This is a genomic window from Pedococcus sp. P2_D9 (genome assembly GCF_056404275.1).
The window spans coordinates 81,232-94,014 of sequence record NZ_JBFUEI010000007.1 but is presented as its reverse complement, the minus strand read 5'-3'; the positions used below and the strand labels follow the sequence as shown (position 1 = coordinate 94,014).

General features: G+C 72.1%; 9 protein-coding genes. All 9 read left to right on the top strand.

All coding sequences use genetic code 11. The annotated features are described in order from the left end of the window. Window positions 1-65: 65 nt before the first annotated feature. The 9 genes from AC1DXJ_RS12800 to AC1DXJ_RS12760 all read left to right on the top strand — a co-directional run bounded on the left by AC1DXJ_RS12800 (window position 66) and on the right by AC1DXJ_RS12760 (window position 12,774). A complete protein-coding gene (locus AC1DXJ_RS12800) occupies window positions 66-1,373 on the top strand; it encodes a nicotinate phosphoribosyltransferase (protein ID WP_477637141.1) in 1,308 nt (435 codons plus the stop codon). 28 nt (window positions 1,374-1,401) lie between these two features. Beyond that, a complete protein-coding gene (locus tag AC1DXJ_RS12795; RefSeq protein ID WP_477637140.1) occupies window positions 1,402-1,992 on the top strand; it encodes an isochorismatase family protein in 591 nt (196 codons plus the stop codon). A 131-nt stretch (window positions 1,993-2,123) separates the two neighbouring features. Further along, window positions 2,124-3,548 (top strand): MFS transporter, encoded by a 1,425-nt coding sequence (locus AC1DXJ_RS12790; protein ID WP_477637139.1) that lies wholly within the window; start codon window positions 2,124-2,126, stop codon window positions 3,546-3,548. Window positions 3,549-3,582: 34 nt separating this feature from the next. Next, a complete protein-coding gene (locus AC1DXJ_RS12785; protein ID WP_477637157.1) occupies window positions 3,583-5,793 on the top strand; it encodes a molybdopterin oxidoreductase family protein in 2,211 nt (736 codons plus the stop codon). Further along, a complete protein-coding gene (locus tag AC1DXJ_RS12780; protein ID WP_477637138.1) occupies window positions 5,790-7,391 on the top strand; it encodes an FAD-dependent oxidoreductase in 1,602 nt (533 codons plus the stop codon). Before AC1DXJ_RS12785 ends, AC1DXJ_RS12780 begins: the two co-directional genes overlap by 4 nt. Window positions 7,392-7,401: 10 nt before the next feature. Next, complete coding sequence (gene nirB, locus AC1DXJ_RS12775) at window positions 7,402-9,981, top strand: nitrite reductase large subunit NirB (RefSeq protein WP_477615206.1); 2,580 nt, start codon at window positions 7,402-7,404, stop codon at window positions 9,979-9,981. Next, on the top strand, window positions 9,978-10,448 hold the full coding sequence (gene nirD, locus AC1DXJ_RS12770; RefSeq protein ID WP_477624380.1) for a nitrite reductase small subunit NirD: 471 nt from the start codon (window positions 9,978-9,980) through the stop codon (window positions 10,446-10,448). Before nirB ends, nirD begins: the two co-directional genes overlap by 4 nt. Further along, on the top strand, window positions 10,445-11,662 hold the full coding sequence (gene cobA, locus AC1DXJ_RS12765) for a uroporphyrinogen-III C-methyltransferase (protein ID WP_477615204.1): 1,218 nt from the start codon (window positions 10,445-10,447) through the stop codon (window positions 11,660-11,662). Before nirD ends, cobA begins: the two co-directional genes overlap by 4 nt. Before the next feature lie 20 nt (window positions 11,663-11,682). Next, the gene (locus tag AC1DXJ_RS12760; RefSeq protein WP_477615310.1) at window positions 11,683-12,774 is read left to right on the top strand and encodes a uroporphyrinogen-III synthase; all 1,092 of its coding nucleotides are present in this window, start codon (window positions 11,683-11,685) and stop codon (window positions 12,772-12,774) included. Window positions 12,775-12,783: the final 9 nt, after the last annotated feature.

The window sequence follows — 12,783 nt, the reverse complement described above, 5'->3', positions numbered from 1 at the left end:
GGACATCTCGACGGACATCTCCAGGTGGACAGCATGCGGCACGGCCACCACCTTAGGCTGCCGAGGTGACCTCACGTTCACCCAGCACGGCGCTGCTCACCGACCACTACGAGCTCACGATGGTCGAGGCCGCCCTGCGCAGCGGTGCGGCCTCCCGCCGCTGCGTGTTCGAGGTGTTCGCCCGGCGGCTGCCCGAGGGACGCCGGTACGGCGTGGTGGCCGGGACGGGGCGGCTGATCCCCGCGATCGAGCAGTTCCGGTTCGGCGAGGGCGAGCTGGAGCAGCTGCGCGGGATCGTGGACGCCGCGACCCTCGACTTCCTCGCCGACTACCGCTTCGACGGTGACATCGTCGGGTATGCCGAGGGCGAGTGCTTCTTTCCCGGCTCACCCGTGCTCGTGGTCGAGTCGGACTTCGCGCACGGGGTGGTCCTGGAGACGCTGGTGCTGTCGATCCTCAACCACGACAGCGCCATCGCGTCTGCTGCGTCGCGGATGACCTCGGCTGCGGGAGACCGGCCGTGCATCGAGATGGGCTCTCGCCGCACCCACGAGGAGGCTGCGGTCGCCGCCGCCCGCGCGGCCTACATCGCGGGGTTTGCGACCACGTCGAACCTGGAGGCCGGGCGACGCTTCGGTGTGCCGACCGCCGGCACCGCGGCGCACGCCTTCACCCTGCTGCACGACGACGAACGGGAGGCGTTCGCCGCCCAGATCGCCTCGCTGGGCAAGGGCACCACGCTGCTCGTCGACACCTATGACGTCCCGGCCGCGGTCGCCCTCGCCGTCGAGCTCGCCGGGCCGGAGCTCGGAGGAGTCCGGCTCGACTCCGGCGACCTGCTCGTCCAGGCGCGCGAGGTGCGTGAGCAGCTCGACCGTCTCGGTGCCGCGGGCACCCAGATCATCGTGACCAGCGACCTCGACGAGTACGCGATCGCGGCACTGGCCGCCGGGCCAGTGGACCGCTACGGCGTCGGGACCTCGCTGGTCACCGGCTCGGGTGCGCCGACGGCGGGGATGGTCTACAAGCTCGTGTCCCGCGAGGACGACTCCGGGACGATGGTCGGCGTCGCCAAGCGGAGCAAGGACAAGGCCTCGGTCGCCGGCCGCAAGTATGCGCTGCGCCGGCGCAACACCCGCGGGATCGCCGAGGCAGAGGTGGTCGGCATCGGAGCGCCCCCGCTCGACGACGGGGACGACCGCGTGCTGCTCGTGCCGCTGATGACCGCCGGCCGGGTCGTCGATGACGCCGTGCTGGACCTCGAGGCCGCCCGGGCGCGACACGCGGCCTCCCGCGCCGAGCTCCCTGCCACCGCCCGGAAGCTGCAGCGCGGGGAGCCCGCGATCCCGACGGCGTACCTCGACGGCGAGTGACTGCTGGTGTGGCAGTAGCGTGCGAAGCATGAGCCTCGCGCTGGTCATCGTCGACGTGCAGAACGACTTCTGCGAGGGGGGCTCCCTCGCCGTGGTGGGGGGCGCCGAGGTGGCGCGACGGATCAGCGAGCACGTGCTCGCCCACCACGACGACTATGCCGCGATCGTCGCCACCGCCGACTGGCACGACGACCCTGGCGCGCACTTCAGCCGGGCCCCTGACTTCGTGGACAGCTGGCCGGTGCACTGCCGAGTGGGCAGCGACGGTGCACTGTTCCACCCGGCGGCCGAACCGGCGTTCGAGTTCGTGGAGGCGATCTTCCGCAAGGGCCACCACAGCGCGGCCTACAGCGGGTTCGAAGGACACACCGTGCAGGCGGACGTGACGGTGGGCCTGGCCGACTGGCTGCGCGAGCGGGCCATCGAGGAGGTCCATGTGGTCGGCATCGCCACCGACTACTGCGTGCGCGCGACCGCCCTCGACTCCGCCGAGGAGGGCTTCGACACGACGGTGCTGCTCGACCTCACCGCAGGGGTTTCTCCCGAGAGCACGGCGGCAGCGCTGGCCGACCTGGCTGCTGCAGAGGTCGCCACCCGTGGTGAGGTCGTGAGGGCGTAGGAGCCGCGCGGCCTACCCCTCCTCCCACCCGGAACTTCTCACAGACCCGATGACGGGACTGTGCGGCAAGTGTTACGAGCGCTTTACGGCGGTCGCAGGGGTGCGAAACATCCGTTTGTCACGCTTCCCGGGTGACCACGAACCTGACCTCGGGCGACTCCGCCACCGCGACGGCGCCGGCCAGCACGGCCGGCGCCACACCTGCCACCACCTCAACCACCACCTCAACCACCACCTCAACCACCACGTCTGCCCCGATCCACCGGTCCGGCCGCTGGATCGACCACTGGGATCCTGAGGACCCGACGTTCTGGCGCGGGGGCGGGCGCTCGATCGCCCGGCGCAACCTGAGCCTTTCCGTCTTCGCCGAGTTCCTCGGGTTCTGCGTCTGGGCCCTCTGGAGCGTGGTCGTCCCCCTGCTGCCGGCAGCCGGGTTCAGCCTCACGCTCGACCAGCAGTTCTGGCTCATCGCCGTACCCAGCCTGGTCGGCGCGACCGTGCGGATCCCCTACACGTTCGCCGTCCCGCGCTTCGGCGGACGCAACTGGACGATCATCTCGGCCCTGCTGCTGCTCATCCCCGCGTCTGCACTGGCGTGGGTGGTGACGCAGCCCACATCGTCGTTCGGCCTGCTCCTCGCGTGCGCGGCCCTCGCCGGTTTCGGCGGCGGCAACTTCGCCTCCTCGATGACGAACATCTCCTTCTTCTTCCCCGAGGCGGAGAAGGGCAAGGCCCTGGGCCTCAACGCAGCCGGCGGCAACCTCGGCACGGGCCTCGTGCAGATGGTCGTGCCCGCGGTCATCGTCATCGGGGCGGGGACCCACCTCGAGCGGGCCGGCCTCATGTTCATCCCCCTGGCCGTGATCGCTGCGATCCTGGCCTGGCGAGGGATGGACAACCTCACCGGAGCCAAGTCCGACTACCGCAGCTTCGCCGCGGCGACCCGCAACCGGCACACCTGGATCATCTCGTTCCTCTACATCGGCACCTTCGGGTCGTTCATCGGCTACTCGGGCGCGTTCCCGACGCTGCTCAAGACGCAGTTCCCCGAGACCCCGACGACCATCGCGTTCCTCGGCGCCCTCATCGGCGCGCTCACCCGGCCGCTGGGCGGCATGGTCGCCGACAAGCTCGGCGGCGCCCGCGTCACGATCGCCTCGTTCGTGCTGCTCGCCGCAGGCGCTCTGGGCGCCATCGAGGGGCTGAAGTCGCACAGCTTCGTCGTCTTCTTCAGCTCCTTCCTCGTGCTCTTCGTGGGTGCCGGCATCGGCAACGGCGCGACCTACCGGATGATCCCCGCGGTCTTCCGCGCGGGCGTCAGCCCGGAGCGCCTCCCGATCGCGCGCAAGACGGCTGCGGGCTGCATCGGGATCGCGGGTGCGGTCGGCGCCTACGGCGGCTTCTTCATCCCCCGCGGCTTCGCCATGGCGAWGGCGCACTACGGCTCGCTGGTCCCAGCGCTCTGGGTCTTCATCGTCGCCTACCTGCTCATGGCCGCGACGACGTATGCCGTGTACGCGCGGCGCAGCTCGTCGCTCGCCGGCGAGACGATCTGAGCCGGGAAACCCATTGACCCCCACGCCCGACACCATCGGCAGCCCGACTCCCAGCGCCACCAGCGCTGGGAGCCCGGGCGTCGCCACCCACTGCCCGTACTGCGCGCTGCAGTGCGCCCAGACCCTCACGGCCACCCCCGGACTCGACGGTGCCAACGGCGTCACCGTCGAGGGCCGGGCCTTCCCCACCAACCGGGGAGGCCTGTGCCAGAAGGGCTGGACGAGTGGCGAGCTGCTGACGACCCCCGGGCGGCTGACCACTCCGCTCGTGCGCGGGGGCGACGGTGAGCTGGCCCCGGTCGGCTGGGACGAGGCGCTGGACCTCGTGGCGGACCGGCTCCTGCGGATCCGGAGCGAGGACGGCGCCGACGCGGTGGCCGTGTTCGGCGGAGGCGGCCTGACGAACGAAAAGGCCTACCAGCTGGGGAAGTTCGCGCGCGTCGCCCTCGGCACGGCGAACATCGACTACAACGGCCGGTTCTGCATGAGCAGCGCGGCCGCGGCGGCCAACCGGTCGCTGGGCATCGACCGCGGCCTGCCCTTTCCCCTGACCGACCTCGCCGGTGCAGACGCCGTCCTCCTGCTCGGCAGCAACCTCGCCGAGACCATGCCACCCTCCGTCGCCCACCTCGCGGACGTTCGTGGGCGCGGCGGGCTCGTGGTCTTCGACCCCCGCCGCAGTGCCACGGCGGACCTCGCCAAGGACGGCCAGGGACTGCACCTGCAGCCCGTGCCCGGCGCCGATCTGGTCGTCCTCCTGGCGATCGCCCACGTCCTGCTCTCGGAGCACCTCACGGACGCCGACTACCTGGAGGCCCGCACCACCGGCCTCGAGGACGTGCGCCGACGCTGCGCCGCGTGGTGGCCGGAGCGAGCCGAGCAGGTGTGCGGTGTCCCTGCTGGGCTGCTGCGCGACTGCGCCCGGCTGCTGGCCGCGGCGAGTCCCGCGCAGGGCGGACGTGGAGCATTCGTCCTCACCGGACGGGGCGTGGAACAGTCCCGACAAGGGACGGCAACTGTCTCGGCGGCGATCAACCTCGCCCTCCTGCTCGGCCTGCCCGGCCGCCTGGGTAGTGGGTACGGCGCGGTCACGGGTCAGGGCAACGGCCAGGGGGGCCGCGAGCACGGCCAGAAGTCCGACCAGCTCCCGGGCTACCGGATGATCGACGACCCCGACGCGCGCGCCCACGTGGCGGGTGTCTGGGGTGTCCCGGAGTCGTCGCTGCCGGGAAAGGGAAAGCCGGCCGTGGAGCTCCTGGCCTCGCTGGGCACACCAGGTGGCCCGCGCGCCCTGCTGGTGCACGGTTCCAACCTGCTCGTCAGTGCTCCCAACGCCCAGCCGGTCGCTGACCGGCTCCGTGCGCTCGACCTCCTCGTGGTCTGCGACTTCGTGCCGTCGGAGACCGCGATGCTCGCCGACGTCGTCCTGCCCGTCACGCAGTGGGCCGAGGAGGAGGGCACGATGACCTCGCTCGAGGGCCGGGTCATCCGACGCCGCAAGGTGGTCGACGCCCCGTCTGGTGTGCGCAGCGAGCTGTGGGTCTGGGCCCAGCTCGCCTCACGTCTCGGCTCGGCAGGCACCTGGGACACCGAGCCGAGCGTGGTCTTCGACGAGCTCGCCCGGGCGAGTCGGGGCGGACGGGCCGACTACAGCGGCCTGAGCCACAGCCGCCTCGATACCGGGGAGGCCCTGTTCTGGCCGTGTCCCGAAACTGCTCACGGCGAGGCCCCGCATCCGGGCACGCCACGGTTGTTCGGCGAGTCCTTCCCCACTTCGGACGGGCGTGCCCGGATGTTCGCCGTCGACCACGTCGGACCGGCGGACGACCTGCGCCCGGACGCACCGCTCTACCTCATCACCGGCCGTGTCCTGCAGCACTACCAGTCCGGGGCCCAGACCCGACGGGTCCCGGCGCTGGCGACAGCGGTCCCCGGCGTCTTCGTCGAGGTGCACCCGCTGCTCGCTGCCCGACTCGGCGTCGTCGAGGGTGAGAGGCTGCGCCTGACGACGAGCCGGGGTTCGGTCGCCGTCCCGGCACGCATCACCGACTCCATCCGCCCGGACACCGTGTTCATGCCGTTCCACTGGGCAGGGACCAGCAGCGCGAACCGCCTCACCAGCGACGCGACCGACCCCATCTCGGGCATGCCCGAGTTCAAGGTGTGCGCCGTCGAGGTCACCCCGGCGCGAGTGCAGCTCGCGGACCAGGGCACCCACCGCGTGACTGCCGAGGCCCGGACATGACCCGCCTGGTCGTCGTCGGCAACGGCATGGTCGGCTCGCGCTTCGTCGAGGACCTGCTGGGCGCCGACGCTGCCGGCCGGTTCGAGGTGACGGTCGTCGGCGCGGAAGGCTGCGAGCCCTACAACAGGGTGCTGCTCAGCGAGGTCGTCGCGGGCAAGCACGACCTGGCCGCCCTCACGCTGCCGACTCCCTCCAGCTCCCGGCTGCACGTGATGCGCGGCGAGAGCGTGACCCACGTGGACCGCGAGGACCGGCTCGTGGTCACCGACGAGGGCGCACGCCTGCGCTACGACCGCCTCGTCCTCGCCACCGGTTCGGCGGCGCGGGTTCCCCCGCTCCCCGGTCTGTGGACCGGCAACCACCTCACCAGTGGCGTCCACGCCCTGCGCACCATCGACGACGCCCGCGAGATCGTCGCCGCCACGCTGAACGCCCACCGCGCCGTCGTCCTCGGCGCGGGCGTGCTGGGCATGGAGGCCGCCTGCGGACTCGCCAGGCGTGGAGTGGCCGTGACCGTCATCCACCCCGCGAGCACCCTCATGGAGCGCCAGCTCGACGAGGAGGCCGGGCGGGTCGTCGAGCTCGCGATGTCGGGTCTGGGCATCGACCACCGCGTGGGCGTGGGCGCGACCGAAGCCCTGGTCGAGGGCGGTCGGCTCCACGCCCTGCGCCTGGACGACGGCGAGGTGGTCCCCGCCGACCTGCTCGTGCTCGCGACCGGCACCCTCGCCAGCACCGCCCTGGCCAGCGCCGCGGGCCTCACCGTCGACCGCGGCGTCGTCGTCGACGACAACCTCCGCTCGCCCGACGACGCCCGCGTCTTCGCCATCGGCGACTGTGCCCAGCCGCCCGAGGGCGGCACCGGCCTGGTCGCCCAGGGCTGGGACCAGTCGCGACGGCTCGCCGCGCACCTGTGCGGAGACGCCACGACACCGGATCCCTCGGCGCCAAGGCCGACCTCCACGTCGCGGCAACCGTCGACGGTCGGCAGCGACGTCGTGCGGCTCAAGGCGCATGGCCTCGACGTCGTGACCATGGGGGTGTGTGGCTCGCAGCGGGTCGACGACCCGGCACAGCGCACGCTGCGCCTCAGCGACCCCGACGTCGGCCGCCACATCGAGGTGGTCGTGTCCGGCGGCAGGCTCGTCGGCGCCACCTGCGTCGGTGCCGGCGCGGTGGCGGCAGACCTCGTCACGACGTACACCCGACGCACACCGGTGCCTGCCGACCCGGCATACCTGCTGCTGCCCGCCCTCGCGCCGCACCCGACGAGCGCGCCCACCTCGCCCGGCGCCATCCCCGACGACACCACGATCTGCCGCTGCAACGGCGTCACCAAGGCCGACATCTCGGCGTGCGTCCACGAGGGGGCAAGCACCGTGGACCAGGTCGCCGGCGCCACCCGCGCCACCACGGGCTGCGGTGGGTGCACCGACGACGTGTGCGCCCTCGTGGACTGGCTCTCGTCCAGCGCGGGCCCGAGCGCAGCGGGCGACACCGCCCCCGCCCATTCCTCACCCTCCGACCTCCGCCTGGGTGAGAACCACGTAACGAAGGGGAAACACGTGATCCACAGCCCTGAAACCGCGGTCTCCTAACGTGGCCGCCATGGTCCAGAACCCGTCTCCGCGCCAGCTTGTCGTGGTCGGCGGCGGCATGGTCGCCCGACGCCTCGTGGACGCCCTGCGTTCGCGCGACACCGCCGGCGAGTGGGCGGTGACGCTCCTGTGCGAGGAGCCGCGGGCACCCTACGACCGGGTCGCCCTGACGTCGTACTTCACCGGGCGCGACCCCGACGACCTCGCCCTCGGTGGGCAGGAGCTCTGGGACGACCCACTGGTCACCCTGCGCCGCGGCGTCGCCGCGACCGCGGTGGACCGTGAGGCCCGCACGGTGGCGACGTCCGACGGCCGCACGCTCCCCTACGACTCGCTCGTCCTGGCGACGGGTTCGTATGCCGCGGTGCCCCCGGTCCCCGGCAAGGACCTCCGTGGGGCCTTCGTCTACCGAACCATCGACGACGTCGCCGACCTGCGCGCCTACGTCGAGAAGCTGCGCGAGGAGCTCGGCCGACCCCTGCGCGGAGCAGTCGTCGGCGGCGGGCTCCTCGGGCTGGAGGCCGCTGGCGCCCTCACCGCGCTCGAGGTCGGCACGACAGTCGTCGAGTTCGCCTCGCGCCTCATGCCCCTCCAGGTCGACGACGGCGGCGGCGAGGCACTGCGCCGGCTCATCGAGGCCCTGGGCGTCACGGTCCGGACCGGCACCGCCACGTCCAAGATCGTCGGTCGCCTGGGCCGCGTCGCGAAGATGGAGTTCGCCGAGGGCGCTCCCCTCGACGTCGACGTCGTGGTGTTCGCCGTGGGCGTCCGACCGCGCGACGAGCTCGCGCGGGACGCCGGACTCGAGGTCGGCGAGCGCGGTGGCGTCGTCGTCGACGACTCCTGCGCGACCGCCGACCCCGCCGTCTGGGCTGTCGGCGAGGTCGCCTGCATCGGTGGACGGACCCTCGGACTCGTCGCCCCCGGCTACACCATGGCCGAGATCGTCGCCGACCGGCTGCTCGGTGGCGAGGGCACCTTCCCCGGCGCCGACCTGTCCACGAAGCTCAAGCTGCTCGGGGTCGACGTCGCGTCCTTCGGCGACGCCTTCGCCGCCGAGCCCGGCGGCCTCGAGGTCGTCATCTCCGACCCGGTCGCCGGCGTCTACAAGAAGCTGGTCATGTCCGACGACGCCCGCACCCTGCGCGGGGGCATCCTCGTCGGCGACGCCAGTGCGTATGCCGCCCTCCGCCCGATGGTGGGTCGCCCCCTGGGTGGCGACCCGGCGGCATACCTCCTCCCCGAGGGGTCCGCGCCGGCACCGGCGGGCGACCTGCCCGACGAGGCGACAGTGTGTTCCTGCAACAACGTCTCCGCCGGGGCGATCCGCTGCTCGGTGACCGAGGACGGCTGCACCGACCTCGCCGGGGTGAAGGCGTGCACGCGCGCCGGGACGAGCTGCGGCTCCTGCCTCCCGCTCGTCAAGCGCCTCGTCACCACCGAGCTCGAGAAGTCCGGCGTCGAGGTGAGCAACGCCCTGTGCGAGCACTTCGGGCTCTCGCGGGCACAGTTGTTCGACGTGGTCCGTGTCCAGGGCCTGACGACCTTCAGCGAGATCATCGGCCGCCACGGCACAGGCCGCGGTTGCGACATCTGCAAGCCCGTCATCGGCTCGATCCTCGCCTCGCTCGGCACCGGACACATCCTCGAGGGTGAGCGGGCCTCGTTGCAGGACACCAACGACCACGTCATGGCCAACCTGCAGAAGGACGGCTCCTACTCGGTCGTCCCTCGCATCCCGGGCGGCGAGATCACGCCCGAGGGGCTGATCGTCATCGGCGAGGTCGCCAAGGACTTCGGGCTCTACACCAAGATCACCGGTGGCCAGCGGATCGACCTGTTCGGGGCTCGCATCGAGCAGCTCCCGAAGATCTGGAAGCGGCTCGTCGACGCGGGCTTCGAGTCCGGCCACGCCTACGGGAAGTCGCTGCGCACCGTGAAGTCGTGCGTCGGGTCGACCTGGTGCCGCTACGGCGTGCAGGACTCGGTCGGTCTCGCCATCGCCCTGGAGCTGCGCTACCGCGGACTGCGGTCCCCGCACAAGCTGAAGCTGGGGGTGTCGGGCTGTGCGCGGGAGTGTGCCGAGGCACGAGGCAAGGACGTCGGGGTCATCGCGACCGACAACGGCTGGAACCTCTATGTCGGCGGCAACGGCGGCTTCACCCCCAAGCACGCCCAGCTGCTCGCCGAGGACCTCGACACCGAGACCCTCGTGCGCACCATCGACCGCTTCCTCATGTACTACATCCGCACCGCGGACCGGCTGCAGCGCACCGCGATGTGGGTGGAGGACCACGAGGGCGGGCTCGACGCCATCCGGGCGGTCGTGCTCGAGGACTCCCTGGGCATCGCCGCTGACCTGGACGACGCGATGGCGGGCCACGTCGACGGCTACGAGGACGAGTGGGCTGCTGCGCTGGACGACCCCGAGAAGCTGCGCCGGTTCGGGTCCTTCGTCAACGCGCCGGACCAGGCCGACGACTCCCTCGCCTACGTCAGCGAGCGTGGTCAGGCCCGACCGGCCACGCCGACCGAACGAACCGATGGCTCGGTGCTCATCGCCGGAACGACCTTGGAGGTGCGCCGATGACCGCCGAGATGAGCCTCTCGTCACGTGCAGCGGAAGCGACGTGGCAGCCGGTCTGTGCCCTGGAGGACCTGCCCCGCGAGCGCGGTGCCTGCGCGCTGGTGGACGGTGCCCAGGTCGCGTTGTTCCGCGCCTACGACGACGCCGTGTATGCCGTGCAGCAGCTCGACCCGTACAGCGGCGCCCACGTCATGTCGCGGGGCATCGTCGGCACCCGCGGCGGAGCACCGACCGTCGCCTCACCGATGTACAAGCAGGTCTTCGACCTGCGAACCGGCGAGTGCCTGGACTCCGTCGGGAAGGACGCCCGGCACCTGCTCGTCTACCCGGTGCAGCTGCTCGACGGCGTGATCAGCATCGGGCGGCCGTTCCTGCCGGGTCAGCCAGACCTGACCGTTCAGCCTGACCTGACCGTTGAGCCTGACCTGACCGTTGAGCCTGACCTGACCGTGCAGCACGGTGCCGGGTGACGACGCTCGTCGGCCTCGAGGTCGCGGATCGCCCCGTGCTGGTCGTCGGTGGCGGCCCCGTTGCCGCACGTCGGGCAGCCCGGCTGGTCGCGGACGGCGCAGTCGTCACGGTGGTGGCTCCCCATCTCTGCGAGGACCTCGTCGACCTGGTCGCAGCCGCACGAGTGGGCTGGCACGACAGGGAGGTCGAGGAGTCCGACGTCGAGGGGGTCTGGCTGGTCCATGCCGCCACCGACGACCCGCGGACGAACACCATGGTCTGCGCGTGGGCGACCGCGCGCCGGGTGTGGAGCATCTGTGCCAGCGCGGCCGAGCACGGCTCGGCCCGCACCCCGGCGACGACCGACCTGGCCGGCCTGAGCCTCGCGGTCGTGTCCCAGGGTGCTCCCGACCCGGCACGCGCTCGCGCTGTCCGCGACCAGCTCGCGGCGAGCCTGCGCAACGGCGAGGTCGACCTCCGGCACCGTCGAGCACGTGCACGAGCCGGTCAGGGGCGGGTGGTGCTCGTCGGGGGCGGGCCCGGCGCTGCGGACCTGATGACCCTGCGCGCGCGGCGCCTCCTGTCAGAGGCGGATGTGGTCGTCACCGACAGGCTCGGCCCGACCAGCGTGCTCGCCGACCTGCCGTCCGACGTGGAGGTCATCGACGTCGGCAAGACCCCGGGCCTGCATGCGGTCACCCAGGAGGAGATCAACGCGATCCTCGTGGAGCAGGCGGGGCGTGGACGGCTGGTGGTGCGGCTCAAGGGTGGGGATCCCTTCCTCTTCGGACGCGGTGGCGAGGAACAGCTGGCACTGGCTGCCCACGGCATACCGGTGGAAGTCGTGCCGGGCGTCAGCTCGGCGCTGTCCGCTCCTGCCGTCGCAGGCATTCCCGTCACCCATCGGGGCACGGTCGGTGCTCTGCACGTGGCCCACGGTCACGGCCGGCTCGACGACACTGCGGTCTCTGCCGTCGTCCGCGGCGAGGCGACCCTCGTCGTGCTGATGGGCGTCTCCCTGCTGGCCGAACACATGTCCCGGCTGCTGGACGCCGGCGCCTCCGACACGATCCCGGTCGCGGTCGTCGAGAACGCCAGCCTGCCCACCCAGCGGGTCACCACAGGGACCATCTCGACCATCGCCGACGTCTGCGCAGTGGGCGGCGTCAGGGCTCCGGCCGTGATCGTCATCGGTGCCGTTGCGGCGCCGGGGTTCCTCGAGGGCTGCGCGTGAGCGCTCGCCTGGGCCAGGTCATGGCCGGCTGCGTCGTGCTCATCACGGCCGACCGTCGATCGGGCGAGCTCGCCTCCGCGCTGACCCGCCGCGGCGCCAGTGTCCGGCACGCCCCAGCCCTCAGCATCGTGCCTCACGAGCACGACGAGGAGCTGCTCGCCCACACCAGGGAGCTGCTCGCCGAGCCCCCCGAGACCGTCGTGATCACGACCGGGATCGGGTTCCGCGGCTGGGTGGAGGCGGCCGACGCCGCGGGCCTGGCTGAGCAGCTCGTCACGGTTCTCTCGAGAGCCCGCATCATCGCGCGAGGCCCCAAGGCGCACGGGGCGATCCAGGCAGCCGGGCTGCAGGCCGACTGGGTGGCGGAGTCCGAGACGAGCGCCGAGATCCTCGACCTGCTGCTCGCTGAAGGCGTTGCCCAGCAACGGATCGCGGTGCAGCACCATGGCGCCGGTGCCGACGGCCTCGACACCGAGCTCGCCGCGGCTGGGGCGCTGGTCCGCAGCCTGGTCGTGTACCGCTGGGGGCCGCCACCGGACCCCGTGGCGCTGAAGCTGTCCGTCATCGCGGCCGCGGACGGCGAGATCGACGCGGCCGTCTTCACCTCGGCTCCTGGGGCGGCCGCCTGGTTGGCCGAGGTCGACGCCCAGGGTGTGGGCGAGCTCGTGCTGTCCAGGGTCCACAGCGGCACGATGGTGATGGCCGCGGTTGGCCCGATCACGGCCAAACCGTTGCAGGACAGGGGGATCGAGCCGATCGTGCCCGACCGGGGCCGCCTCGGCGCGCTGGTGCGCACCCTCGTCAGCCACTACGAACAAGCCCAGACCTCAGCCGTCCTGACCAGCGCCGGGCGCCTCCAGGTCCGTCGTACCGTGGCCCTGCTCGACGACCACGTGCTGCCCGTGTCCCCCAGCGGGCTCGAGGTGCTGCGGGTGTTGACCTCGGCCGGGGGCGAGGTCGTGACGCGAGCGCAGGTCCTGGCGGTGCTGCCGGGCGACTCGACCGATCCTCACACCGCCGAAGTGGCTGTGGCCCGCCTTCGTGAGGCCGTGGGACACAAGGGACTCATCCAGACAGTGGTCAAGCGCGGCTACCGGCTCACCACGACCTGAGGTCCTGCG

Excerpts from the sequence above, each read along its gene's own strand:
- AC1DXJ_RS12760 (WP_477615310.1), top strand. The coding sequence starts at position 11,683 with ATGGCCGGCTGCGTCGTGCTCATCACGGCCGACCGTCGATCGGGCGAG.
- AC1DXJ_RS12795 (WP_477637140.1), top strand. The coding sequence starts at position 1,402 with ATGAGCCTCGCGCTGGTCATCGTCGACGTGCAGAACGACTTCTGCGAG.
- AC1DXJ_RS12780 (WP_477637138.1), top strand. The coding sequence starts at position 5,790 with ATGACCCGCCTGGTCGTCGTCGGCAACGGCATGGTCGGCTCGCGCTTC.
- nirD (WP_477624380.1), top strand. The coding sequence starts at position 9,978 with ATGACCGCCGAGATGAGCCTCTCGTCACGTGCAGCGGAAGCGACGTGG.
- nirB (WP_477615206.1), top strand. The coding sequence starts at position 7,402 with ATGGTCCAGAACCCGTCTCCGCGCCAGCTTGTCGTGGTCGGCGGCGGC.